Annotated in this window: 19 protein-coding genes; 12 read left to right on the top strand and 7 right to left on the bottom strand. The window is 46.1% G+C overall.

Annotated features, from left to right (window positions below; all coding sequences use genetic code 11):
• The first annotated feature begins 58 nt into the window (after nt 1-58).
• Nucleotides 59-697, top strand: coding sequence for a Crp/Fnr family transcriptional regulator (locus AC1DP6_RS27700; RefSeq protein WP_477057773.1), 639 nt, complete (start codon nt 59-61; stop codon nt 695-697).
• Nucleotides 698-937: 240 nt separating this feature from the next.
• Here AC1DP6_RS27700 and AC1DP6_RS27695 read toward each other — a convergent pair whose 3' ends face one another.
• Nucleotides 938-2,341, bottom strand: a complete 1,404-nt coding sequence (locus AC1DP6_RS27695; RefSeq protein ID WP_477057772.1) for a hypothetical protein — start codon at nt 2,339-2,341, stop codon at nt 938-940.
• Between the two features lie 464 nt (nt 2,342-2,805).
• On the opposite strand from AC1DP6_RS27695, the gene AC1DP6_RS27690 reads away from it, so the two are divergent.
• The 4 genes from AC1DP6_RS27690 (at nt 2,806) to qhpG (ending at nt 9,642) form a co-directional block, all read left to right on the top strand.
• A complete protein-coding gene (locus AC1DP6_RS27690) occupies nt 2,806-4,305 on the top strand; it encodes a ferritin-like domain-containing protein (RefSeq protein ID WP_477057771.1) in 1,500 nt (499 codons plus the stop codon).
• A 23-nt stretch (nt 4,306-4,328) separates the two neighbouring features.
• Nucleotides 4,329-6,707, top strand: coding sequence for a hypothetical protein (locus tag AC1DP6_RS27685; protein ID WP_477057770.1), 2,379 nt, complete (start codon nt 4,329-4,331; stop codon nt 6,705-6,707).
• Nucleotides 6,707-8,092: a radical SAM protein gene (locus tag AC1DP6_RS27680; RefSeq protein ID WP_477057769.1), complete on the top strand. Its 1,386-nt coding sequence runs from the start codon at nt 6,707-6,709 to the stop codon at nt 8,090-8,092. Before AC1DP6_RS27685 ends, AC1DP6_RS27680 begins: the two co-directional genes overlap by 1 nt.
• Nucleotides 8,093-8,178: 86 nt before the next feature.
• The gene (gene qhpG / locus AC1DP6_RS27675) at nt 8,179-9,642 is read left to right on the top strand and encodes a flavin-dependent monooxygenase QhpG (protein ID WP_477057768.1); all 1,464 of its coding nucleotides are present in this window, start codon (nt 8,179-8,181) and stop codon (nt 9,640-9,642) included.
• Here the strand turns inward: qhpG and AC1DP6_RS27670 are convergent.
• Entirely contained in the window at nt 9,639-10,031 is a 393-nt protein-coding gene (locus AC1DP6_RS27670; protein ID WP_477057767.1) for a response regulator, read from the bottom strand. The two genes, qhpG and AC1DP6_RS27670, sit on opposite strands and share 4 nt — an antisense overlap.
• A 128-nt stretch (nt 10,032-10,159) precedes the next feature.
• Between AC1DP6_RS27670 and AC1DP6_RS27665 the strand changes: the two genes are divergently transcribed.
• Nucleotides 10,160-13,516, top strand: coding sequence for a chemotaxis protein CheB (locus AC1DP6_RS27665; protein WP_477057766.1), 3,357 nt, complete (start codon nt 10,160-10,162; stop codon nt 13,514-13,516).
• Between the two features lie 41 nt (nt 13,517-13,557).
• Here AC1DP6_RS27665 and AC1DP6_RS27660 read toward each other — a convergent pair whose 3' ends face one another.
• Nucleotides 13,558-14,415: an ester cyclase gene (locus tag AC1DP6_RS27660; RefSeq protein WP_477057765.1), complete on the bottom strand. Its 858-nt coding sequence runs from the start codon at nt 14,413-14,415 to the stop codon at nt 13,558-13,560.
• Between the two features lie 270 nt (nt 14,416-14,685).
• Between AC1DP6_RS27660 and AC1DP6_RS27655 the strand changes: the two genes are divergently transcribed.
• Nucleotides 14,686-16,353, top strand: coding sequence for a sensor histidine kinase (locus tag AC1DP6_RS27655; RefSeq protein ID WP_477057764.1), 1,668 nt, complete (start codon nt 14,686-14,688; stop codon nt 16,351-16,353).
• A complete protein-coding gene (locus AC1DP6_RS27650; RefSeq protein WP_477057763.1) occupies nt 16,346-17,092 on the top strand; it encodes a LytR/AlgR family response regulator transcription factor in 747 nt (248 codons plus the stop codon). The genes AC1DP6_RS27655 and AC1DP6_RS27650 overlap by 8 nt, the downstream gene beginning before the upstream one ends.
• A 1-nt stretch (nt 17,093) precedes the next feature.
• Here AC1DP6_RS27650 and AC1DP6_RS27645 read toward each other — a convergent pair whose 3' ends face one another.
• A complete protein-coding gene (locus AC1DP6_RS27645; protein ID WP_477057762.1) occupies nt 17,094-17,798 on the bottom strand; it encodes a phosphodiester glycosidase family protein in 705 nt (234 codons plus the stop codon).
• A gap of 156 nt (nt 17,799-17,954) precedes the next feature.
• Between AC1DP6_RS27645 and AC1DP6_RS27640 the strand changes: the two genes are divergently transcribed.
• Entirely contained in the window at nt 17,955-20,378 is a 2,424-nt protein-coding gene (locus tag AC1DP6_RS27640; protein ID WP_477057761.1) for a TonB-dependent receptor, read from the top strand.
• 54 nt (nt 20,379-20,432) lie between these two features.
• Nucleotides 20,433-21,503: a hypothetical protein gene (locus AC1DP6_RS27635; RefSeq protein ID WP_477057760.1), complete on the top strand. Its 1,071-nt coding sequence runs from the start codon at nt 20,433-20,435 to the stop codon at nt 21,501-21,503.
• A 176-nt stretch (nt 21,504-21,679) separates the two neighbouring features.
• Here the strand turns inward: AC1DP6_RS27635 and AC1DP6_RS27630 are convergent, their stop codons facing one another.
• Nucleotides 21,680-22,084: a winged helix-turn-helix transcriptional regulator gene (locus tag AC1DP6_RS27630; protein WP_477057759.1), complete on the bottom strand. Its 405-nt coding sequence runs from the start codon at nt 22,082-22,084 to the stop codon at nt 21,680-21,682.
• Between the two features lie 83 nt (nt 22,085-22,167).
• On the opposite strand from AC1DP6_RS27630, the gene AC1DP6_RS27625 reads away from it, so the two are divergent.
• Complete coding sequence (locus AC1DP6_RS27625) at nt 22,168-22,944, top strand: NAD(P)H-binding protein (RefSeq protein ID WP_477057758.1); 777 nt, start codon at nt 22,168-22,170, stop codon at nt 22,942-22,944.
• A gap of 8 nt (nt 22,945-22,952) precedes the next feature.
• Here AC1DP6_RS27625 and AC1DP6_RS27620 read toward each other — a convergent pair whose 3' ends face one another.
• Both AC1DP6_RS27620 and AC1DP6_RS27615 read right to left on the bottom strand, forming a co-directional pair.
• On the bottom strand, nt 22,953-24,410 hold the full coding sequence (locus tag AC1DP6_RS27620) for an aminoacyl-histidine dipeptidase (protein ID WP_477057757.1): 1,458 nt from the start codon (nt 24,408-24,410) through the stop codon (nt 22,953-22,955).
• Nucleotides 24,411-24,839: 429 nt separating this feature from the next.
• Nucleotides 24,840-25,598: a MerR family transcriptional regulator gene (locus AC1DP6_RS27615; RefSeq protein ID WP_477057756.1), complete on the bottom strand. Its 759-nt coding sequence runs from the start codon at nt 25,596-25,598 to the stop codon at nt 24,840-24,842.
• 134 nt (nt 25,599-25,732) lie between these two features.
• On the opposite strand from AC1DP6_RS27615, the gene AC1DP6_RS27610 reads away from it, so the two are divergent.
• Nucleotides 25,733-26,125, top strand: a complete 393-nt coding sequence (locus AC1DP6_RS27610; RefSeq protein ID WP_477057755.1) for a helix-turn-helix domain-containing protein — start codon at nt 25,733-25,735, stop codon at nt 26,123-26,125.
• Nucleotides 26,126-26,140: the final 15 nt, after the last annotated feature.

Here is a 26,140-nt window from a genome sequence, read left to right as displayed (position 1 = left end):
AAGCAAAAATAAGTAGCGCCGCTGAATTAAACGGGACATTTGTCCCACCACTGATAGTATGTTACGAACGAACCAGGCTTTTTTAACTTTCATGGAACAATACACTGCCAACAGCACCGCAGTGATGCAAAAATCTTTCGATCCCGGCACCCGCCTGATCCGGCAGGGAGACACCATCAGCCATGTATATATCATTAAAGATGGCATCACCAAATGCTACATTGCGGAAGATAACGGGAAGGACTATATTTTTGAATTCCTGGGGAAGGGAGAAGTAACCGGAGAACTGGAAGCCATCAATAAAGGAAAATGCCTGTGTAATATAGAAGCCATCACACCGGTAACCGTATATGCCATTCCGCATGCGCTGTTCTCCACCCTGGTGCTGAGCAGCCCCGCCTTTAACCAACTACTCCTGCAGGAACTGGCCACACGGATCAGTCAAACCTGCATCCGGGCATCCTACCAGCAATTATACCCGGTAGAATACGCTCTACTGCGGTTGCTGACGCTGGAGGCTGATCAGGAGATCTTTCTTCCTAAAAAGGATATGGCCGCCTACCTGGGGATATCGGTCAGAAGTTTTAACCGCACGCTGAAAGAGCTAAGGGATAAGAATATCCTCGATACAAAGGGGTTGAATATAGATTTGAGTAAGCAACAACTGGAAAAGATATTAAAGCGGTTTGAGGAATAGTGAAATAGCTGTTAGCCATTAGCTTTTAGCTATTAGATTTAAGCGATTAGATTTAAGCGATTAGATTTAAGCGATTACATTTAAGCGATTAGATTTAAGCGATTAGATTTAAGCGGTTAGATTTAAGCGATTACATTTAAGCGATTACATTTAAGCGATTACATTTAAGCGATTAGATTTAAGCGAAAAATGCAGCGAAATTGATGTTATGCTCATCATTCGCTGCATTAGCTAAAAAAATCACTTCAGCACCCGCCATTCACTCAACTGAAAGTCTACGCTCCCATTGGTGGCCGTTACATACACGGCATAATATTTATACGCTGTGGTATTCGAAATGCTAAACTGCCTGGTTTGATTTCTCGCACCAAATGTCTGATTAGTCTGCGTATCCAATACGGTCCAGGTAGTACCATTATCAGACCCTTTCAGCTGCCAGTTTTTAGGATCCCGGTCTATGGCATCATCGCCGGAAGTGAGGGTATATGATTTCACTGTTTGTCCGCTGGGGAATTGCAGTTGCATCTTAAAAGTAGTGGGCACACCGCCAACAAAAAACTTGCTGCCGTATACATTGTCAGTGAGTTTTAAAGATCCTTCTGTAGCACCTGCGCCACCGCCATTTTCGTTGCTGACAGTAATGGTTCCCTGCCCGGTGATATCATTGGAAGGATAGGTAATGCCGGAGAAAGTTACTTTAGCCTGTTTAAGTTGAGCTGTCCAGTCGTTGCCCTGTTCATCTTTATGGCCGAAAGCCGTCAATGCCAGTTGTTTCAGATCCGTGTTAGCGGCGCCGCTCCAGAAATGCACAAACTCCCCGAAGTTCATACCCCGGGTATATTCCGGATAAGTGGTGATGCCATTATTGAAGGTTGTTTTGGGGAAATGCTGTGCCAGCAATACGAAGAATTTATTCAATGCAGTAGCGCCGCCATTGTTATGATAGATGGGATAAAACCAGTCGCGGAACCAGTAGGTGCCGGCACGCGGAAAAGGATCTGTTTGTGTGATCTTTGAGTTGTACCAGCGGGTCACATCACTGCTGCGGCCCAGCGCCTGGTATACATCGTACTGGTAAATTTCCATCCATTTACTGTCGTGCCAGATGCCAAAGGCGGGTGAATTATGTACGCCCTTGGAAGCGCCTTCCACGATATGACCTACTTCATGCGTGGTGATGTCAATATCGCCGCCATTGCCGCTGATCCAGGCGTTTGGATCGGATGAGCCTACATCGATCACATTCCGGTAATCATGATCGGCCACCATGTAGGTGGAAGGATGCCCACCGGAATATTTGCCGGTATGCAGGATTACGAAAAGGCGGGAATCATCACCGAAAGTGCCGTAGGTACTTTTGGTGTAGTTCCATACCTGTGCCAGATAAGTAAATGGCCAGGTAACGCTGCTGTTTACATCATTGTCGTAATACACCGCTACGCTGGTGTCGTAAAAAACTCGGTTCAGCAATTGTACATGCTCAAACCAATGTTCCTGCCAGGTGGTGGGTGGTATGGCAAGTACCTGTAACTTTTGATTTTGGGCAGGGATAGGCTGCAATTCATTACCGGGAGTACTCTTCCTGGTACATCCTGAAAGCATGCCCAGCGCAATTAAAGCGGCGGCAAACATCGTGTTTTTCATACGTCTGTTTTTTTTGTGATAAAAAAAGGGGATTTGTGGGTTTTCATGATTAAATGCTCGGTAACGGGTTCTTATCAATGGCGCTCGTTCAGTTCTGGTTGAATACGGGATAGAAATTAGTTTATAATTCAACAGTAACCTGTGAATAGAATTTAAACAATTGTAAATGGAAATTAAATACACTGCGGTTTGAATAGCATCAGGTTAAAATTGCACTCTCTCATTCTCAGGTAAAGGCGTAGGTGATTAACAATATCAACGTATTGTTAATCATATCTCAATGTGACTAAATTAATTTTGCCAGGTCGCAAAAATGACCGTATTTTATTTATCCCAGTAATCACGAAGAAGACTCAAAATAACCACACAAAATACTTTACATGCATAGCCCTTCGTGTCCCTAAATGGACTTCAACAATACTTACGACTCACACTCAATTATAACACTTAATCAGCTATCCTTTATGCAAAGTAACTATCAACGTTTCCTTGGACCCGTTTTTCAAAGAGCCCGGACAGAAGAACGCCGGGCGGAAATCACCAGACAATCTGCCCTTCTTGGCGGAAAGGAAGGATTCCAAACATTCCTTACAGAAGAAATCCTTGCGGACGAACAACCCATTCTTATTCCGCCTGAATTCAATGGCAAAGACTATGTGACCTTCCTCTTACATATTGATGCAGAAATTGAACACGGACTAATGCTGCAATACCTCTATGCAGCTTACAGTCTGGGGGGCCCGCAGGTACCCGAAAAGTACCGCGAACAGATCAGCACCTGGCAGGAAGTGATCCTTGGCATCGCCAAAGAAGAGATGGGCCATTTTGTATCTGTACAGAATGTGCTGAAGCTCATTGGCGGCCCCTTACACTTCGAAAGACAGGACTATCCATGGGATACGCCCTTCTACCCTTTCCCTTTCAAGCTGGAGCCACTGACGCTTAATTCCCTCGCTAAATACGTGTATGCAGAAGCGCCTGCTACCTTTATCAACAGTGAAGATCCACTGGCAAAAGAAATCAAGGACAGAGTGGCGGCAGAAGTACCCAAAGCCAATACCGTAGGCGCATTGTTCCATGTACTGTTACAGCTGATACAGGACCCTACCGTTATTGGTGATGAAATATTCCAGGCAGACACCTATCCGTTTCAGGCCAAGTTCGATGAATGGGGTCGTGGATATGCCGGAGGACAGCGTGGTAATACCCACGGTGGTAGCCCCAAAGGCAGTCCTGATGTACTGGTGATGCCACTGGCCAGCAGAGATGATGCGTACAATGCCCTCAACGCCATTGCGGAGCAGGGAGAAGATAATACGGTACAATCAGATGAACCCTCTCACTTTATCCGGTTCCTGAATGTATATAAAGAAATGCGGGACGTGATTGCAGAAGCAGGTACCTCCTGGGCGCCTGCCAGAAACGTAGCCGTGAATCCTTTTATCCCTTCAGATACAGAGGATGAAAGCGATGATCCTTCTGAAGGACAATCGTCTGATGAAGAACGCGATAAGATCACCAATCCGGAAGCGCAGAACTGGGGCCACCTCTTTAACCTGCGGTACCGGATGTTGTTAAATTTCCTTACCCATAGTTTTGTATTGGAAGATGGATTAAACAGTGCCGGTGCAGTAACGCCGAGAGGGCTGATCATCAATTCCACTTTCGGTGAAATGTATAACCTCCGCAGCATCGCTACTGCCATGGTACAAATGCCACTGAAAGTAGGTGTAGGTGATAAAACAGCGGGCCCTCCCTTCCTGATACCATATACACTGTTATTGCCGGCAGGTGAACATAACCGGTGGCGTACCCATGCCGATGTTATCCAGGCATCTGCAACCATCATAGATACGCTGCTGTTGACTACACCGGAAAAAAATCATCGTTATCTCTATGGGCTGCGGGAGGCGGATAAAAAGCTGCTGCAGATCATCAACGACATGTTATCCGTAAACGCCTGACTTCCATCCTCAAAATAACAACTATGAAGATCACTGAAATACGTATACTACCGCCATTTGCCGTAGCCAGACTGGGTTCATCCGCTACTCCGGTAGCTGCTTATGACCTGGAAATACCGGTAGACAAGCCACTGGGCTTTCGCACAATAGTGCCTAAGCCTACCTTTTATGTAGACTCTACCACGCATGAACTAAGTGTAACTACTCCCACGGAAATCATTTTTAAAGATGCAAAGAGTACTACCGATACCACCGGCACTATTCGCCCGGTAGCTCCTTTCCTGGAAGTATTTGCCATTTTGGAAGATAAACCCGGTGTGTTGGTTCCGCTGACAGAAGCAGTGCTGGAGCAGGCCGGCTTTCATTTGTCGGACGTAGCATGGGATATAACGCTGCACAACTCCAAGATCATGCGCAGAACCAATGACCCGGACGATAACATTACCGCTACAGTGCTTATCACCAGCAATGATTTTGCACCTAAGGAAGTACTGGCCAGCTGCAACAATTTTTCAGGCACTAAAAAACTGCCACTGGGTACCGTACAGTTTATTAAACCTTCGGCCGAATTTCCGGGTATCCGGCTCCGGTATACTCCCGGCGGCGGTAAGGTGTACGGCGCTTCTCTCAACAGCATCAAAGCCAAAGGACAGGAGCCTACACCGGATCCCAACATTACCAGCGAAGCACAGCTACTGTATAATCCGGACAAGCCATGGTTTACTTACTGCGAGTCGCCCAACTTCAACCCAAAGTATACCATGCCTGCGCAGATCTTTGCGGGTTATTCCGATAGCGATGGCAATCAGTATAGCTGGGGGTATATAGATGATGAATGCGATGGTACCGTTGTTGTTACGGTTCTATCCACGCAGATACCCCTGATACAGGCTTCTGCTCATATCTGTGCCGGCCCTCCCGCCTTTGCACCAGACATCCTGCCTATCCGGGCTATTTCTGATGAACTGGAACAGATCCTGCTGGGTACAGAACGCGACGACGAAGTATCTATTGAAGAAGCAGAAGATATTGTACGCCGTGCTTTTGAATCTATTTCGCTGATGAATACCAACGTGATGAATGGCAACCCTATCAATGGCAGGTGGAATGTGGCCAGCACCATGGTACGTCAGGATACCAATGATTTCGGCAGACTATACGAACCTATCATGGCCAGCTCTATTGTAGATAACCTGGCCCTGCAATCACTGCATGAAAGAGTATTCAACGGACTGAGTACCGGCATGGCCGCCTGGTTTGCGGATGCCCTGCGCCGTCCGGATAAAATCGGTGACCTGTCTGACAAGGAACGGCGTAAAATGCCGGGACTGATGCGCGGTGCCGATGGCCGCGGGCTGACACTCACCTATCGCATGATCAACACGGTGATAAAAGCAGCTGCCAACGCTATGTTCGAGGATAATAACGTGAACGGGGCTACGCAAAGCGGCTCAAATGCCGGCGCCATTGATGCGAACGACTTACAGGCGCAGCTACATCATCGCGGCGAGGGTAACCCTTACAGCGTATTATCAAGAGCAGCCATTTCCAACTGCTTCCCCGGCCTGGAATCAGATTTCAGAAACCTCTGGCGGTACATCTTTCATGATCTCACCATCAGCGAAAATGATAACTATGTGCTATTCGATTCCTCCGGCAAAGGTCTCGCCGAGCGCCGTATTGTAGGTATCAATGGAAAACCCACTATGGTCATGGGAGAAGGCCCCGTATTTCCCGGTGGCGACAGCATACCTCTCAGCACCAAAGACAATCCCAGTGGAGCGGCCTTTATGGAATGGTCTAATTTCTTTGCATCGCTCGGCGTAAAAGGTGGCGATACTGTAACGCTGCATTTTACCCCCGGAGCGGCCAATCTGCCGGTGTTGGTAACAGCAGATCAACTGAAAGATACCACCGCATTCCCCACCTTTCCTTTTGTGATGCGTGAGATATTCGCGCCGAACAGCGCCGCCATTTCCAGGGCTATACTGCGTCCCGGAGAACTCACACAAGGGTTGTGCGCACCGTGGCAGAATGATTACCGGGAATGCGCCTGTTACTACTGGGCGGCTACACGCCCGGACTATGTAAACATAGAACCTGGTGAAAATGGCCTCAGTAAAGGAGATATGTGGCTGGCTAAAAGACGTACCGGTGAATACGTACCGGATAACCGTGTTGACAGCAGGCTGTTTTCCTATAATGATTTATTCCAGAACTGGGAAGGGGAACTCAATTTTATCATCAACGGCCGCGATGCGCTGAGCAGTGGTACAACAGCAACCACCCATGGCAATGCACAAAATAATGCCAGCGTATCGGGCAACGGCGCAGACACATTCCCCTGGAGCAAAAAAGACAGGGAAGAGGTTATCATCGATAAAAGCAAAAACAAACAATAATGTCCGCTCCTTCTCCCTCAAATATCACGAAACATTCACTCACCGCAATTGCCACGGAGCTGGCATCGCAGATAGCCAGGCAGTCAATGCCTGGCTCTTCTCAAATACATATTGTTCCCTCCACCGGGCATACACAATTGTTTGTGAGCAATGGTAGCCGGCTGCACAAAATTTCTCCGGACACCGCACAACACTTTCAACATTTAATCGATCAGCACGACGAAGCCGCCATTTACCAGGAACTGGTACAGATGGGGCTGAATACCACACCGCTCATAGATGATACCCCCCTGCAAAGTCCGGCGGTGTATGCACTTTCCCTGGCCATTGCGCAGAAATGCAACATGGGCTGTACCTACTGTTACGCGGATCAGGGCGACTTTGGCGGACCGGCTAAAAATATGCAACTGGATACTGCCAAAAAATCTATCGACCTGCTGTTGAAAGATTGTGCGTCCGGCGGTAAAGTGCAGCTAACCTTTCTCGGCGGTGAACCATTGATCAACCGGAAATCGCTGCAGGCAGCCACCGTATATGCAGCAGAAGCCGGCGTGAAAAAAAATGTGCAGGTCAACTTCTCGCTGACGACCAACGGTACCTTGCTAAAACCAGCAGATGCAGCTTTTTTTGAAGAATATGGTTTTGCCGTAACAGTAAGTCTGGATGGTATTGGTGAACAACATGATCAGCAACGGCCCATGAAAAATGGCGCCGGCACTTATGCGCAGATCATCGAAAAAATACAACCACTGCTCCTTGCACAACGGCGTATGCAGGTATCAGCGAGAGTAACGGTAACGCCTACACAAAAAAATCTGGGTGATACCCTACTCGAATTTGTGGGCATGGGATTTCACAGTGTGGGCTTTTCTCCCTTGCTGCGTGCCGCCAACGGCCGCGATGAGATGACGAAGCAGGATCTCGAAGTAATGCTGGAAGGCATGATTGCCTGCGGACTGTTATTCGAACAACATGTGGTGCTGGGCAAGCGCTTTCCTTTTCTGAATATGGTCAACGCATTAAAGGAAATCGCCAAAGGCACACACCGGCCCTACCCCTGTGGTGCAGGCGCCGGCTATATGGGCGTTTCCGCCGATGGTGATATGTTTGCCTGCCATCGTTTTGTGAATGAACCGGCAGGTAGTATGGGCAATATCTACGATGGTGTAGATGCCACGTTACAAAACAACTGGCTGGCATCCCGGCATGTACATCAACAGGAACCCTGCAACAGCTGCTGGGCGAAATACCTGTGCGGCGGTGGTTGTCATCATGAAGTATTGGAAAAAGGCCGCCATGCCTGTGATTATATCCGTGGCTGGCTGCATTATACCATGCAGGCGCATGAACGGTTAAGCCGACTGGCGCCGGAATGGTACCGGTAATACGATGTCTCAAAAAATAGCTATCAACACGTTATCACATTTCTGTACTTACATTTCAGGGCAGACCATTTAGGTTGAAAATTTACATGGAATCATTCAACATATTAATTATTGGCGCAGGCCCGGCAGGAACATGCGCAGCACTGCGCCTGCTCTCGCTGGGCTATCGTGTGGCGATGGTGGAAAGCGAAGCCTTCCCCCGGCCTCAGATTGGCGAATCACTTTCTCCCGGCATCCATCACATTTTTGATTACCTGGATGCGGCGCATCTCTTAACCGCATCCCATTGTCAGCATCAGCTGCCGGCGCAGGTAATATGGGAATCTCAGCAGCCGCAACTGCTGACACCACAACTGCGTGGGCATGGAGTGATGGCAGACAGGGGATTACTGGATAAAGGATTGCTGGACCTCGCTGTTGCCCGTGGTCTTCAACTGTTTCAACCAGCCAAATATGAAAGCAGCCAACATAATGGCAAAAACTGGGAGGTACATATCCGGCTATCAAAAGGGCTGTTTGCCGTGCAGGCGATGTTTGTATTGGACGCCCGTGGCAAACGGGGTGTACAGCAGCAGCAACGAATGCTCACGGCGGCACCGATGGTAGGCATGTCGGCCTACCTGCCGGCCAGCCGGATGCCTGCCCACACCTGTGTGGAAGCCGTTGAAAGTGGATGGATATGGGGTGCACCGCTGCATGACGGACGGTATCGGGTCATTACTTTTACCGCACCTGACACTATCAAACGGCAACGCCCACACGCTATTTATAATAGCCTGCTGCAGGAATCGCATTTGTTCCGGCAGGACCGGGAGCTGCATCCATCACAATCCTGCGCAGTGGCGGTGTATGCACATACGCAGCCCTGGCAGCATAACTGGCTGCAACTGGGTGAAGCGGCATTTGCCATTGACCCGCTCTCTTCTACCGGTGTAGAAAAAGCGATGCGCTTTTCCCTGCAGGCCGTCATTGCACTCAACACTATTTTAAAAGGCGGTGACCCTGTGCTGGCACAACACTACTATGAAGACCGGATGATGGAATCCGTAGTCAATCATACGCAGTGGACAAGACAATACTATGGCCAGGCATGGCCGGGCCCTGCGCACGCATTCTGGAAACAACACGGTGGTAGTTATCTCCCGGAAAAATATACGCAAACAATTTTTGCAGCACGACTGAGAGGTGCCCTGCAACAGCAAAACCATACGGCGCCGGCTTCTCCCGAAAAAACAATCGACATCGCCAACACCCTGCAACAGCTATGGAATGGTAATATGCAGGTATCACCCGCTATTACCTATGTACAATCTTCCTGCGTGGTGGATGATTGCCTGGAAGTAAAAACAGCGATCCGGCATCCCAATCTGCAAAGGGAAATGGCCTTCCTGGAAAAAATGGAAATTTGTCCGCTGCTGGCCATGGCGGCACATACCCCTACATTTGGCAGCCTGGTAGAGGCCTGGAGTAAAATAATGCCTTTCCCTATGGCCGCAAAAATGGCCGTGTACCTGTGGGATAAAGAAATAATATGTGAACGAAATATTTAGAGTGCAGCGAGAATCATTGTCAGTTCCTGACGTAAATCTTTAAAATTACTTCCTTTTACTAAAAAGTGTGCGGCCCCCATTTGAATGGTGTCTGCTATTTCTTTTTCATCGGAAGAAGTGGAATACATGATAACGGGAATATCGCGCAAAAGCGGGAGGAGCTTAAGTTCTGTGAGGCATTGTTTGCCGCCCATCCTGGGCATATTCAAGTCTAAAAAAATAACATCGGGGAATGAAGATGGAATGCTTTCCAGGTACGTCATCGCTTCCTGTCCATTGTTAGCGGTGTAACACTGGGCTGAACGATCATTTTCTGTTAAGGCTTCGATTAAATATTGCTGATCATCAACATCATCATCAACAATGTAATATTTTTTTGTTTCTGGCAAGGAAGTCTGAACCTGGTTATTTTAAACCCGGCGGAGAAGCTAAAGGTAAGCTTTTCGGGCGGACTACCTAATATTTAGTACCTTTCGGGCCACAGGCAGCCCATTAAATGCGGGATGCATGGTTAAACATGGATAAGGTAAAAATACGCTCATCCAACCTCTTCCCTGTTGTAGGCATCGGCGCCTCTGCAGGTGGACTAGATGCTTTCAAGCGATTATTAAAAGCAATTCCGGCCGATTCAGGTATGGCCTATATATTGGTACAACACCTGGACCCGGCTCATGAAAGCATCCTGGCAGATCTGCTGCAAAAGATCACTAAAATTCCCATCCAGGAAATAACAGACAACATTCATGTTGCTCCGGATCACATCTACATCATACCGTCCAACAAGTTGTTAACTGCCAGCGATGGTATCTTACAATTAAGTCCCCGATTGCCGCGAAATCAAAAAAACATGCCGATAGATGTTTTCTTCACCTCTTTGGCAGAAGTACATCAACATCAGGCGATTGGCATCGTTTTGTCCGGTACGGGTACAGATGGCACCCTTGGCATGAAAGATATTAAAGAACACGGAGGCACTACATTTGCGCAACAACCTGCGTCTGCTGCTTATGATAGTATGCCACAAAGTGCTATTGATGCAAACGTGGCGGATTTCATATTGTCGCCGGAAGCAATGCCCAAGCAACTGATGTTGTTAGGCGATACCAAGCGTGATGGTAGCAGCACTCCATCTGCAGAAGAAGGATACCGGCAAATACTGTCCCTGCTGCATATACGCCGGGGCGTTGATTTCACCCATTATAAACAAACAACAATACGCCGCCGCATGGCACGCCGCATTTCACTGAGCATGAAAGAAAGCATAGGCGAGTATCTTGTTTACCTGAAAGAAAATAAAGCAGAGCAGGATAATTTATACCAGGATCTGCTCATACCAGTTACCCAGTTTTTCCGGGATCCGGACATCTTTGAGAAATTAAGAGAAACGGTGATTCCTTTATTGGCAAAGAGCAAATCTGCCAATGAACCCATCCGGATCTGGATAGCAGGGTGCTCTACCGGGGAAGAAGCCTACTCGATCGTGATGTGTTTACACGAATACCTCGGCGAACAGGCGGCTGTGACACCGATACAAGTATTTGCTACTGACATATCTGAAATCGCTATTGATAAAGCCAGAACAGGCATCTATAAAAAGAGTGAAGTAAGTGGTGTTTCTGCCAGTCGCCTGCAAAAATTCTTTACTAAAACAGACAACAAGTTCCGGCTTCATAAATCAATCCGTGATGCCTGTATATTTGCCTGTCATAACTATCTGAAAGATCCTCCATTTGCAAAAATGGACCTGATCAGCTGCCGCAACTCTCTCATTTATGTGGAACCGGTATTGCAAAAGAAAGCATTGACTATTTTTCATTATGCACTGAAAGACAAAGGCATCCTGATATTGGGCAAATCTGAAACAACGGGGCCTGCGGCAGAACTATATAATGTGTTGGATAACCACGCTAAAATTTATACCCGCAAAGCGATACCCGGTAAATTCATGCATATGATCCCTGACCGGAAGGAGGAAGTTTTTAAAGGGCTTACCTACGGATCAACAAGAAATGAAAGTGCAAAAGATGATTTCCAGAAAAATGCAGATGAGATCATCCTGTCCAGGTATGCGCCTCCCGGCGTCATCGTAAATGACCAGCTGGAAATTGTGCAATTCCGGGGAGCCACCGGCCGATGGCTGGAACCCTCTCCTGGCAAGCCCGACCTGAATGTCCTGAAAATGGCCCGGGAAGGACTGGCCTTTGAACTGCGGAACACCCTGCATAAAGCTAAAAGCAGTAAAGCGGCGATGATAAAATCAGACATTCCTTTTTTGTTTACAGACACGGAGTACCTGGTGACGATTGAAGTGATTCCACTGCTGAATACGATTGAACCACATTATTTAATTCTCTTTAAAGATACCGCTATCAGCAGTGAACAACCGGATACTACTGATACGCCGAAACAAAGTAAAGATCGCGCAAGGATACAGTCCCTGCAAAAAGAGCTGGCCCAGGTAAGAGAGGATATGAGAAATATCTCTGGCGCACAACAGGCTACCAACGAAGAACTGCAAAGTGCTAACGAAGAATTGCTTTCTGGCAGTGAAGAATTGCAAAGCCTGAACGAAGAACTGGAAACATCCAAAGAAGAAATACAAACCAGCAACGAAGAACTCATCATTGTAAACCAGGAAATATCTGACAGAAATGAACAGTTGGATCTTTCGCGGTTATATGCTGAGTCTATCGTTACCACCATCCGCGAACCCTTCATCATCCTGAATAAAAACCTGGAAGTAAAAAGTGCGAACCAGCCATTCTATAACATTTTTCATGCTACCGAAGAAGGTATCGTAGGCAAGCACCTGTTTGAATTCAACAATAAACAATGGAATATCCCTGGTCTCCGCAAAATGCTGGAAAAGATATTACCAGAGAAAACCAATATCGTTGATTTTGAAGTTATCCATTCTTTTCCTGTCTTAGGTGAGCGCATGATGCTTTTAAATGCCAGCCGCATCCTGAGAGATCATAACGAAGAGCAACTGATCCTGCTGGCTATTGAAGATATTACGGTGAAGAGAAAGCTGGAAAAAGAAGTGCAACTGTTTACGGATGAACTGGAAAAACAGGTATCAGAAAGAACGTTCTCCCTGCATGAAGCCAATGTAAAACTGCTACACTCCAATGAAAACCTGAAGCAGTTTGCCTACATCGCCTCTCATGATCTGCAGGAGCCACTTCGTAAAATCCGGACCTTCTCTTCTACGCTGAATGACCGGTTTACAAAAGATCTACCGGAAAAAGCGCAGGAACTGATTAGTAAAATACTAGCTTCTGCAGAAAGAATGTCAAACCTGATTAAGGAAGTCCTCAACTTTTCCAGGATACTTCACGGAGATGTGCCGTTTGATAAAATAGATCTGAATGAGGTGCTGACCCAGGTCATCAATGATTTTGATTTACTCATCCATGAAAAAAATGTGGTGATCTATCGGGAACAGTTGCCGGTGATTGAAGCCATACCCGTACAAATCAGCCAGCTTTTTTATAACCTGATCAGCAATTCTATTAAATTTTCCAGGAAAGATACGCCCCTGTTAATTCACATTTCTGCCAGCAAACTAACGAAGGAGGCTCAAAAGAAAATGGTAGGGCTTCACGCTAAATTATCTTACTATGTGATCAGCTTTAAAGATAATGGTATCGGGTTTGAACCACAGTATGCTGACCAGATTTTCCTGATCTTCCACCGCTTAAACAATGTGGAAGAATACGCCGGCACCGGCATCGGGTTGGCTTTATGTAAAAAGATTGTGGTCAACCACCAGGGAGAAATTTATGGTATTTCAAAAAATCAGGATGGCGCCACATTTCAGATTGTACTCCCGGTAACACAGGGGTTGCCTGTTACTTCTCCGAAAAAATAAAAAGGTGTGCAGTAGTCCCTGCACACCTCCTTCCACTACTTTTAGTTGGCTCCTACGGCGGTATAGATGCCTCTGTCGGCAGTTATGCCTAAGCGTTTGAACATTTCTGCGGGGTTAAATTCCTGTTCTTTATATTTTGCCTGCACCCTTTCTTTTGCCTTTGCCAGGGCTTCTCTGTTTTCCCACTGCGCCACCGTTATACAGATAAGATTACCTTGTTCATCGGTATACACATATTCTGCATCCGTAATAAATCCAGGCAAGGTTTTGATGAACTGACGGTTAAACGTGGTTCTTTCTTTGAATTCAGTGATGGCATTAGCAGGTACCAGGAATTTATCGATGAACTGTACCTGGTCTTTTATTGGTTTTACCGGTGCGATATTGGCCGGAAGCACATTCAGGGATTGTAAAATACCTAAACGATCCAGTTGCACATCTGAACCCACTATTTTCCCGTTTTTGAATTCATATATAGAGATCCCATCGCTGCTGATCGTTTTGCCTGTGGCCGGAACATTCCGGAAGGTGCCGGTTTGCGTACCAGTCCATTTCCACCGGGCTACTACCTTATCTCCTTCACTTACCAGCGTGATTAATTTATACTGAATATCCGGGAAAGCGTTGATTAATGGCATGAATGGATCTATAAATCCCTTTACCCCTTTTGCACCTCCTGGGCCTGCAAACTCTTCAGATATCTGGTTGGGTAATAACTCCAGCTGTTTCTTATTCAAAGATGTTTCATATAATTCCTGTACGATCGCCCTATTGTTTTCCATGGTAAATGTTTTATTGTTTGTGTGTTTGTTTACTTGCTGTGCATTTGCTATTCCAGGTGTCATTGCGCCGGCTAATAGCAGGGATATGGTAGCTGTTGCTGTTTTTATCGTGTTCATGGCGTTCATTATTTTATACAAAAGTAGCCCGGTGTCCGGAGCAGGAATTGTAAAAAATCATTGATTTATGTGGGAAGGGGTCAAATTCAAACCGGGAGAGGTCACTTTCAAGAAGGAGCATATTATAACGGGGAAGGCTACGCATTTTTACAAAAAATGGATGTCCCGGTTACTTAATTCCCTGCCACCATCCCGCAGGAAAGACGGTAACAGCAGATCTGGATCTTTTCAAATTATTGCCTTCATTACTCAAATAATATATCTTTAATCATGAACAAAGGAATACGCTTTGCGTTACTGCTGTTGTTTTTGGGAGTATCGTCTGCAAGTGCCCAGGTGGAAACCCCATCTCAATTCGGGCAGCACTTTTTCTTGCCGGGATTTCAAATGACCCTTGCGAATAACTACATAACGTCCATCCATGACGACATGCCCAACTACCTTGCACTTCCATTTAAAGAGGAACAATTCACGGTATACGGTAGCCACGTGATCCTGAGAGCTTATAAAAATGATAGTACTACTGTCGACAAAAGAATAACCACCGGCACGTTTTACTACGATACCTCTGCCCACGATCAACGGGCTTTTCCGATAGCAGCGCTACAGACAAGGGTGTACCGGAACGATACCCTGGTGAGGGACTGGCAGTATATCCCCAAAATGCCATCTTTTAAAGATTCAAACCTCCTCTGTACTACACCGTCTCACGAACAGCCGCTTGTTTACTGGCTGGTAAATGACAGCCTGAATGTAGGCGACAGTATGCTGATAGAATTGCGGAGAGATAGCGCCGCCCCGTTGCTCCGGCTGCATCTTCACCGGGAGAATGCTTACACGCAACCTTTTATGATGACGAATGTGCATGATGAGGATCGCAATGAGCTTTCCTTTATCAGTAGCCTACTGACGCAAAAAAGCAGCCTGATATATAATTCGTTACATTATCGCGACCGGCCGGGGAGCGGATTAGCGGGTGACAATCAGCTTATTTCCCCCAGGAGTCAGATGGCATTTTATTTCAGGAGAGATAACAGTGAAGCCAATGACTCCATTCTTTTGTATCGCATCACCGGTGGCCGCTACCGGGATACTGCCTGGCAAAAAACAGACGGGCTGGTGCTCATGACAACACTAAATGACAATGCGCACTACAAGCTGGAGGTGAAATATGCGGATGGTCACGGTAAATTATCTGTCTATACCTTTTACACCCCGCCGCTATGGTACCAGACCACCTGGTTTAAAGTGATTCTTTTTGCGGCAGCGGTGACACTCCTTCTCTTAGGCTACTTTATTTCCCGGGCCCGGAAAAATAAACGGCGTATCAAATACCTGCAACTGGAAATGCAGGCCTTACACGCACAGATGAATCCTCATTTCCTGTTTAATGCATTGAGCTCTATTCAGGGTTTGATGAACGACCAGCAAACAGACAAAGCCAACAAATACCTCAGCGGATTTGCTGCCCTGCTGCGCAGCGCTGTCTCTCAGGGACGAAAAGAGTTTGTACCACTCAGCGTTGAACTAAAGGATCTGAATAACTATATTGAGCTGGAAAGACTCCGCTTTGGTTTTCGCTATGCCCTAGATATTTTACCTGGCTTGCCGGCAGATGAGATTACGATATTGCCACTGCTGGCACAACCACTGATCGAAAATGCGGCTAAACATGGTCTTTCCGGTAAAAGAGAAAATGGCTTGCTTACGTTGCAAATCACCAGGGAGCAATCGGACTTGTTGTTATACGTGACCGACAACGGCAACGGATTTAATCCGAACAACGGCGCCAGCGGTCATGGGATACCACTCACGCAGGAACGGATCGCACTCTTTAACCGGATGTATAAGCATCGCAAAATAATACTGGACGTCAGCAGCTCCGCCAGTGGTACCCGCTGCTATTTCCGGTTCAAAAACTGGCTGGACAATGATTAATGCACTGATCATAGATGATGAACCTATCAACATCATCAACCTGCAACGGCTACTGGAACAACATTGTCCGGACGTACAGATAACGGGCACCGCTAATGGAGCTGCTGAAGGCATCATTGCCATTCAGCAGCTCCGGCCGGATCTTGTTTTCCTTGACATACAGATGCCCGGCAAAAGCGGTATCGATATGCTGAAGGAACTTTCCTCTCCTAACTTTGCGCTGATCTTCGTCACGGCATATGACCAATACGGTATACAGGCCGTAAAATTTGCAGCCATGGATTATCTACTGAAACCGGTAGATCCCACTGAGCTCAAAGTAGCGGTAGATAAAGCCGCCACGGCCATCGCGAAGAAAAAGCAACACCGGCAAATGCAATACCTGGTGGAAATATTACAGCAGGGGCAACAGAAAGAAGAACACCGCATCGCCCTCCCTTCGCTGAAAGAAACCAGGTTTGTATACACCAGGGATATTGTTCGCTGCGAAAGCAGCAATAGCTATACACACTTCTACCTGAAAGATGGAGAAAAAATTACGGTGGCTGTTTCTATATATGAATATGAGGAAATGCTGGCGCCATACGGCTTTCTACGTTGCCACCAATCGCACCTGGTGAATAAAAAATTTGTACGCAGTATGGTAAAAGAATCCGGCGGCTACCTGCTGATGCTCGACGGTAGTACGATTCCGGTATCAAGGTCCAGGCGCGATGATCTGAAAAAAGGATTAATGTAATTTATAATACTACTGCTGCCTTCACTACGCCGATGATCACACCAAATTTCCCATTGTCTTGCCACATCTCTTTTTCCGGACAATACATCTGGGAAATAACGCCGTCCAGGTACAGGGCATTTTTGCATCCTTTATTCTTAAAAAACAGGGCGAAATCATAAAAGTTAATGGGGGCTGTTGAAATGGCGAACAGCACACTGCCATCCGGCAAAATGCCTACGCCATTCCTGATATTGAGGTTCTTTGAACTGGCATTAAAAGCAGGATGCATGGCGCCATCAATCACCAGCATGGGGCCTGATTGTGTGGCGTATTTGATATGCCCGTCATTCCTGAAATGGTTGCTGGCACAAACAACGGCCACCTGCTCGGTGGTCAGGTAAAAAACACCATTGGGTTGTAAACCGAAATTCCCAACTGTGCTGGTGAGGTTCAGTGGCGTTATTTCCTGCTGCCGCTGGATATACAATCCTACCGGCGCATAGTCCGRCTGAAACATCCCCCCGTTCATGGCAAAAACAAGGGTGTCATTTTTAGCGGCCAGCCTGTTTTTAAGGTCTGCTATGGTGCTAAAAGTCTGTCCTGGCAATACTTTCCAGTAAAAATGGATCCGCTGATTAGGAGTAACGATATAGGAGGCTATTTTATCCTGTGACCATGATTTAATGCCTGTCAGGAAAAGCAGCGCGAATAAAACAATTTTCATGGTATCGTGTTTTACGTACTCAACCTAGCATTTATTCCTGACTTTCACAACACCCTTCCAGCTTATCGGGACTTTACCACTTATCATGTTATCATTTCCCCTCCGGGTGTTATTTATTATCTTGGTGACTATCTTTTTACATAAATTCCGTTATAGTTGAAATTATTTTTCCCGCTGGTTCTTATCAGCCTGTTCTGTAGTCATGCTTACGCCCAGTCAACCCTTTCCGGAACCGTGCGCAGTGCCACGGAAGCACAGCTTCCCTTTGCGATCATCCGTATACAACGTCTTCATACTACCCAGCAACAGGCCGTGCAGGCCGATAGTGTCGGGCATTTCCGCTTCCGCAAACTGGAAGCCGGCCAATATGAGTTGAGTGCCTCGCTGACCGGTTATCAATCTTCCGTGTTGCTGCTCACCCTGCAAAAAGATACGGTTATTACCCTGCTGTTACAGTCTGCCAATACCCGCCTGGATGAAGTAGTGGTATCTGCAGCGAAGCCGGCTATTAATGATAGTCCTGATAAGTTAGTATACAATGTTTCTTCCAGCATTACGGCTGCCGGCAGCGATGTACTCACTACCATCGGTAAAGTACCGGGCATCAAAGTGAATGATAATGAAATCAGCATCGCCGGCAAGGGCGCAGTGAAAGTAATGATCAACGACCGCCTGGTGCAATTATCCGGCCTGGAGCTGATCCGGTATCTGAAATCGATGTCTGCCAACCAGATCTCTAAAATTGAATTGCTCAAAAACCCTTCCGCTAACTTCGATGCAGAAGGCAATGCAGGATTAATCAACATTACCACCAAACAAAGTAAAAAGCGAGGCTATTCCGGTAACATACAGGCCAACGCCAAACACTGGTTTTATAGTCCTGCGGAAGCTTTTGGCACCAGCAATTACGAAGCGCTGAATGCCAGCGCCACGCTCAATTACAACGCAGCCCGCTGGTCGGCCTATGGTAGCATCAACGTGGACCAGGATCATCACCTGGAAGGCTTTCAGACCGTTCTTAATTATCCGAAACAAACCTGGCTGCAGAGCGATACCGGTGATTATAAATATCGTAATATAAATGTGGTAGCAGGCGCTGATTACAAGATCAGCTCCAAAGCCACTATTGGCATCAACTACCAGGGTGGCAAAAACATTTACGATGGTTCAGATCATGTGAATAATCCCGTTTACAATAACAACACCGGGAAAATGGATTCTCTCTTAAGAACCTATGCTACCTACTACCCTGTTGCCCTCAGCAATTCCGTTAACCTGCATTCCGTCATCAATTTTGATACTACCGGCCGCAAACTGTTGCTGAATGCAGATTACATGAATTACTACCGTACAGATAAGTCTGATTTTGAAAGTCATAATTACCTGGGCACTGACTTGCTGCATCCGATGGCTACTACCCGCTACTATGATAACAACAAACAGAACTTCAATATTTACACCTTTAAAGCGGATGCTGAAATACCTACGTCCTTTGCAAAAATTATGTTTGGTACCAAGCTGAGTTTCATCGATAACTACAGCAATGCGTTCTATTATAAAAAAAGCCCGCAGGGTGAACTGACTTATGACACTGACCTGAGTAATGAATTTGATTACCGGGAAAATACACAGGCCCTGTATATCAGCATGAATAAAGAACAGGGCAAATGGAAGTTTGAAGCTGGCCTCAGAGGAGAATTAACCCAAACCAAAGGTTATTCCTATACCCTCGATCAAACCACCGTCAATAAATATTTCCGGTTGTTTCCATCGTTATCGGTTTCCTACCAGGCCAATACCTATAATAGCCTGGCACTTACCATTGGCAAGCGCGTTAACCGCCCTTCCTTCTGGAACCTGAATCCGTTTAAATCGCTCTACACCGCGTATAGCTATGGAGAAGGTAATCCGTATTTAAATCCGGAATACAACACCAACGTCGAAGTATCACATACGTATAAAAGTATACTGACTTCTTCTGTATTTTTCAATATTACTGAGAATGGTTTTAACAACCTGACGATCGCCAGCCCCGATACTAATCTCGTATATACGAAACCGTTAAACTTCCTGAAGACATACCGCGTGGGTGTTTCAGAAAACATTGCCCTTCACTTATTCTCATGGCTGGATAACAATAACCAGGTCACCTTCTATCATACCAATGCAACATCTACGCTTCCCAATATCCAGGGCGTGAGTGGTTTCGGATTATACCTGGCTACCAATAACAACATCTGGCTTAATAAGGACAAAACCTTTGCCGCCGCTGTAAATGCCTGGTATCAGTTTCCGGAAGTAGATCATATCGGGAAATCGGACGCTTATTACAAAATGGATATCGGGTTGAAAGCCGCGGTACTTAAAAAGAAGGTAGATATTACTTTAACGATGAATGATATTTTCCGCAGCAGCGCTACTGCCGTGACTTCCAATATTAACGGCGTACCACAGAAATTCACGAACTTCCAGTTAAGCAGGTATATCTTATTAGGGTTTACTTATCGCTTCGGTAGCAGTGAACATAAAGCCGCCAACAATGACAACGGCAATGAAGAGGAAAGAGGTCGTATACATTAAAATTCCTTTTTTTATCGTAGCTTAAGGGGGTTAATTCTAACCCCTGGAATAGTTATGAGATACCTTATCATGTTGAGCTGGATCAGCTGTCTATGCTCCTTCCAGGCAGCATTTGCCTGTAAATGTACAAGATTACCCAAGCTGGATAGTTTGTCACAATTAAGCACGTATAAATTTATTGCCCATGTAGTAATCACCGATGATGGTGATAAGGTGGCGGCTACAAATTTTGATGAAACCGGCACGCTTAGATTCAAAATAATTACTTTGTTCAAAGGTGAGGCCGTAGAGCAGCTCCTGGAATATGAAAAAAACAGCAGCTGCGATATGGGGATTTCGAAAGGACAAGAATGGATTCTTTTTGGCATACTGACCGATGGTAAACTCTCTATCAGGGCCTGCGACCGGAATATCATGTACAGGGAGACCAGCGGTGAAAGGGATTGGGTATTTAAAAGAGGTATTGAAGACCTGGAAAAATTACAGGAATTATATAAGACGCCGGCAAAATTTTATCCGGATGGGGTGTATATCTGCAAATATAAAAACGGCAATAAAGAGCTGGAAGAAACCTACCTGGATAACAAACTGCAGGGCAGTAGAAAATTGTGGTATCCGGGCGGACAGCTGCGGGCAACAGAAAACTATATTCATGGATTACAAGATGGAAAAAGTGAATGGTTCTATCCTTCGGGGCAGATTTACAGAGAAGCGTATTTTAAAGAAGGGAAAAACTATAATGTGTCCCGCGTATATTACGACACCATTATTGACCCGGCATGGAAAAACTTGCTCATTGCCGATTTCTACCAAAGCGAGGATTCGCTGAAGGCTGATTTTAGCAGAATACAGGCACAATATGAAAGTGTGTACAACGCCGCTGGTGAACAGATTATATCAAGACAATATTACAGAACAGGGCAGATTCAAAGTGAAAACTTTATTGGCAGAGACAATGAACATGGCGTGTCTGTTCATTATTACAGTAATGGGTTGATTCATTATATATCTACCTTGTACAACCAAACAGACCGTGGGCTTTACCAGGAATTTCAACGCAATGGGYAACTTAAAAGAGCTGGCATGCGCGATGAAAATGGCAAGCTCCAATGGAATAAACCCTGATTTACTCCACCCCTTCTTCCTTCATCAGGTATTGCCCATACGCCGTTAAAACATCCATTGCGGGGAGGGCCTGCTCCGCCTTGGTAGTTAATGCATATTCCACTCCTGGTGGCTTTTCCTTGTACGCGCGGGCCATGCAAATAGCCGGGAGCTGGCGGAAGAAGCAGATGAATAAATCATCCCGCGAATCCCGGAAAAGTTTTCAGATTTCTCCGGAAAGTGGCGGCATTTTCTTTACTGTCGCCTACTGCCCAAACTGCCATGGCATATAACACAGGCTTTAGCGCTTCTCCAGCCTTTGTAAGACTGTAAGTAACATGAGGAGGCACTACAGGCTTAGCTTCCCGCAATACCAGGTTATCGGCTTCCAGTTGCTTTAAATGCTGGATGAGCATTTTTTCGGTGATTGCCGGAATTGATTTTCTCAGGTCACTATATCTTTTGTTGCCGGATAATAAGTGAAACAGGATAATAGGTTTCCAATAGCCACCAATCTTTTCCATTACATAAGTGACAGGGCATTCCTGGAATGCAGCCTTCTTGTTTTCCTGGATGGTGGAGTTCTCTTTTGTCTTTGCCATAGATACATACTTTAGGGTAAGTACTTGTACAAAAGTAAGTACTAAACTACTTTTGTCAAAGAAAATTTTAAAACACATTTCTTATGAACATTACTATTACAGGCTCTTTAGGAAACATCAGCCAGCAGCTCACACAACAATTAACCGCAAAAGGCCACCAGGTAACTGTTGTTAGTCATAATCCGGAAAGAGCAGCCGCCATTGAGCAACTGCACGCCATCCCGGCCATTGGTTCCATTGAGGATACTGATTTCCTGTTAAAGGCCTTCGCCAAAGCAGATGCCGTATATACCATGATACCACCCAACTTCCAGACAACTGATCTTCGTGGATATATCAAAAGTGTGGGAGAGCGTTATGCAGACGCCATCGCCCAAACGGGTGTACGTTATGTAGTGAACCTGAGCAGTATTGGTGCACATATTCCTGATGGCCCCGGCCCTACCAGCGCCAATTATTATGTAGAGCAACAATTAAATGCCCTGAAAGATGTGCAGGTGCTACATCTGCGGCCAGGTATGTTTTACTCTAACTTCTATGGCAGCATGGATATGATCCGGCATCAAAACATCCTCGGCAACAATTTTGATGCAACAGCCAATATTGTGATGTCGCATCCGCACGATATCGCTGCCGCTGCTGCAGAAGCGCTGGATACCCTTTCTTTCAGCGGGAAGTCTGTTCGTTATGTAGCAAGTGATGAAAAGAACGGTGCGGAAATAGCCGCCCTGCTTGGCCACGCCATCGGCAAACCCGACCTGGCCTGGATTGGTTTCTCTGACGATGCCATGCTGCAAGGCATGCTCCAGAATGSCTTAAAAGAGGAAACCCTGCGGAGATCGCAGGGTTTCCTCTTTTAAAAACGGTTTTATTTTACCGGCATCTCTTTCAGTATATGCAGGAAATAATCATAAAACCTGCCCACAGAAGAGATCTGTACTTTTTCATCCGGAGAATGCGCACCCTGAATAGTAGGCCCAAAAGAAATCATATCCAAACCACCGGCAAAGTGGCCGCCTAAAATACCACATTCCAATCCCGCATGACAAGCCCCTACTTTAGGTTGGTGTGTGAAATGATCTTTGTACAACTTCAGCATCAGCCGGAGGATAGCAGAATCTGCATCCGGCTTCCAGCCGGGATAGTCGCCGCCCTGCGCCACTTCGCAACCTATATTTTCAAATGCAGCGCCTACTGCCATCGATACGTCTTCTTTGGTACTTTCCACGCTGCTGCGTTGCAGGGACTGCGTAATAAAAACACCGTCTTTTACTATCACCCTTGCGAGGTTGGAAGAGGCCTCCACCAATCCTTCAATATCAGGACTCATGCGGAATACCCCATTAGGCACTGCATAAACAGCACGCAGTAACCGGGTAAAATATTCCGGCTCCATTACGGCAGCGGGTGTAGCCACTGCACTTAATACTACCTGAAGATCTTTCTCTATCGACTTGTATTCTTCTGTTAAAACAGCGGAGAACACTTTAATAAAAGCAGTAAAAGCGTCCTTGTCTGTTTCCGGAATAGTGACTGTTGCCTGCGACTCACGCGGAATCGCATTGCGCAAACTACCACCATCCAGACTTACCAGTTGAATATCGAAAGCTTGTTTGGCTTTATACAGCAACCGGTTCATCAGTTTATTGGCATTACCTCTTCCTTTATGAATGTCCATACCAGAGTGTCCGCCCATCAGTCCTTTGATGCGAATATCAAAAGCAATAGTTCCAGCTCCGGCAGGTACTTCTTTATAAGATGCTTTGGTATTTGTATCGATGCCGCCGGCGCAACCGATGGTGAGTTCATCTTCTTCCTCTGTATCCAGGTTCAGCAGAATGGTGCCGCTGAAATTAGCAGGATCCAGTTGTTTGGCGCCTGTCATACCGGTTTCTTCATCAATGGTAAACATGGCTTCAATTGCCGGATGTACCAGGTCTGTAGCAGATAATACCGTCATGATGGTCGCCACACCAATGCCGTTATCCGCACCCAGCGTAGTACCACGGGCTTTTACCCAATCGCCGTCGATATACATATCAATGCCCTGGGTAGCAAAATCAAAGTTAACGTCTCCGTTTTTTTGATGCACCATATCCAGGTGAGACTGTAATATCACCGTTTGACGGTTTTCCATTCCCGGCGTAGCGGGTTTCTTAATCACCACATTTCCTACGGCATCCCTTCTTGTTTCAAGACCCAGGCTTTTACCAAAGTCCAGTATGAATGCGATGACGCGTTCTTCCTTCTTAGAAGCGCGGGGTACGGCATTCAAAGCGGCAAAATGCTGCCATAGCGGTTGCGGAGATAAATCCTTTAATTCCATCAGTAACGTGTTTATTAACGTTGGCAAAGTATACAAATCATTTCAAACGGGCAAAAAAGGGAGGCTTCACTACTATTCATTTTTGAGAAGCAAGATGGGCAGGGCTTAATAATATATTTTTTCACTCCCCGAATTGTACTACCAGCGTCCATGTTTATGCAACACCATACTATCATTTGGTACCCATCTGTTTTCTGTCATCCGGTAGGTTACATCAAAGCTATCCACCTAATGCTGTTTGCACGCTCGTCAATTCTTCGGGGGTGATTGTTTTCTCACATTTACTAAAAAGAAGGCCGGTCATAATTTTATAGTTACCGGCCATGCTGGTTCCGTTAAAACCTGTCGATAGTGGGCTACAAGGTTACTTTATATGGTCGTTCAAAAGTAGTGCAAAAGAAGAACTTTTGCACTACCCGTCATTTGAACTTACATCAGTTTCGTGGCCGCATAAATATGGATCGCCTGCTGCATGAACCGGGCAAAGGCAGGATTGGGCACACCATCTGTTTTTGCATACCGCTCATCAGTAGCGAGCAGGTCTCCTAACCCTTTATAGGCTTCCGCCTGGTTACCGGTTTTGCCCCAGAACTGTAGTATATATGCGTAGTGCAGGCCTATTTCCGCCTGTACTACTGCTGCTGCCGGATCCAGGTGACACATTGCTGCCAGGTTACTCCAGTTGGTTTTAAATCCATCCTGTAATTGTTGAAAGCTGTCTTTATCCATGGTCAGTAATTGTTTTTCTACATGCGCTACCTGTCCGGGCCATTTTGTTTTAGCCTCGTTACGCCAGGCCAGGGCCTGTTCTTTAGGTAAGCCTTCATATAAATCTTCTACATTCATTTTTACTTTGTTTTGCAAGTGAAAAATTGTTTTCTCCACAGTAGCCAGCATGGCTTCTATATGGCTTTTCCTGGCCAGTAGCATTTGCCGGTGTCCTTCCATGGCCTGTTCCAGGTCAAAGCCGGCATCATCCAAAATGTCGCCGATATCCTTTAACTCAAAGTCCAGTTCCCTGTAAAAAAGCACCTGCTGCAACCGGAATAGTTCGGCTTCGCCATACAACCGATACCCCGCGGAGGTACGGACGGATGGTTTCAGCAAACCTATCTGGTCGTAATAGTGGAGCGTACGCACACTCACACCTGCTAACTTCGCCAGTTTTGTTACCGTATACTGCTTCATGATGACTGTTTCATTTTTCCTTCAGCAACAAAGGTAGGGGCTGACGTTACGTAAGAGTCAAGCGTTTTTTTTACTTTTTTGAAAATAGTTTAAGATGACAACATTATCACCTATTTGCTTAATTTTATTATACCATGAATTTTTACGCGACACAGGTACAAAAACTCAACAGCGAGCTGTATCCAAAAGATTACCTGACGCTTCAACTAAAGCAGGCCAGGCATTTTATGGATCAACATTTTGCGGAAAATATCTGCCTGGAGCAGCTTGCTCAACAAGCGTTTCTATCGAAATTTCATTTTACCAGGTTATTTAAAACCTATTACGGTATCACCCCTTTTCAATATCTTACTTCTGTCAGAATGCAGGCAGCAAAGCAATTACTGAAAAGCAACAGACAGATATGGGAGGTTTGTATGGCAGCAGGGTTTGAAAGCATTCCTACTTTCACCTCGCTTTTCAAAAGAAGTACCGGCTACACGCCTGCACGATTTCAACGAAAGGCGCAAAAAAGCAATATCCAATAAGTTCCGTGCCTGTTC

This window comes from Chitinophaga sp. 01L420, assembly GCF_056399985.1.
The sequence above is the reverse complement of the archived record's forward strand: the minus strand, read 5'-3'. Positions and strand labels throughout refer to the sequence as shown.

Excerpts from the sequence above, each read along its gene's own strand:
- AC1DP6_RS27700 (WP_477057773.1), top strand. The coding sequence starts at position 59 with ATGTTACGAACGAACCAGGCTTTTTTAACTTTCATGGAACAATACACT.
- AC1DP6_RS27695 (WP_477057772.1), bottom strand. The coding sequence starts at position 2,341 with ATGAAAAACACGATGTTTGCCGCCGCTTTAATTGCGCTGGGCATGCTT.
- AC1DP6_RS27690 (WP_477057771.1), top strand. The coding sequence starts at position 2,806 with ATGCAAAGTAACTATCAACGTTTCCTTGGACCCGTTTTTCAAAGAGCC.
- AC1DP6_RS27685 (WP_477057770.1), top strand. The coding sequence starts at position 4,329 with ATGAAGATCACTGAAATACGTATACTACCGCCATTTGCCGTAGCCAGA.
- AC1DP6_RS27680 (WP_477057769.1), top strand. The coding sequence starts at position 6,707 with ATGTCCGCTCCTTCTCCCTCAAATATCACGAAACATTCACTCACCGCA.
- qhpG (WP_477057768.1), top strand. The coding sequence starts at position 8,179 with ATGGAATCATTCAACATATTAATTATTGGCGCAGGCCCGGCAGGAACA.
- AC1DP6_RS27665 (WP_477057766.1), top strand. The coding sequence starts at position 10,160 with ATGGATAAGGTAAAAATACGCTCATCCAACCTCTTCCCTGTTGTAGGC.
- AC1DP6_RS27660 (WP_477057765.1), bottom strand. The coding sequence starts at position 14,415 with ATGAACACGATAAAAACAGCAACAGCTACCATATCCCTGCTATTAGCC.
- AC1DP6_RS27655 (WP_477057764.1), top strand. The coding sequence starts at position 14,686 with ATGAACAAAGGAATACGCTTTGCGTTACTGCTGTTGTTTTTGGGAGTA.
- AC1DP6_RS27650 (WP_477057763.1), top strand. The coding sequence starts at position 16,346 with ATGATTAATGCACTGATCATAGATGATGAACCTATCAACATCATCAAC.
- AC1DP6_RS27630 (WP_477057759.1), bottom strand. The coding sequence starts at position 22,084 with ATGGCAAAGACAAAAGAGAACTCCACCATCCAGGAAAACAAGAAGGCT.
- AC1DP6_RS27620 (WP_477057757.1), bottom strand. The coding sequence starts at position 24,410 with ATGGAATTAAAGGATTTATCTCCGCAACCGCTATGGCAGCATTTTGCC.
- AC1DP6_RS27615 (WP_477057756.1), bottom strand. The coding sequence starts at position 25,598 with ATGAAGCAGTATACGGTAACAAAACTGGCGAAGTTAGCAGGTGTGAGT.
- AC1DP6_RS27610 (WP_477057755.1), top strand. The coding sequence starts at position 25,733 with ATGAATTTTTACGCGACACAGGTACAAAAACTCAACAGCGAGCTGTAT.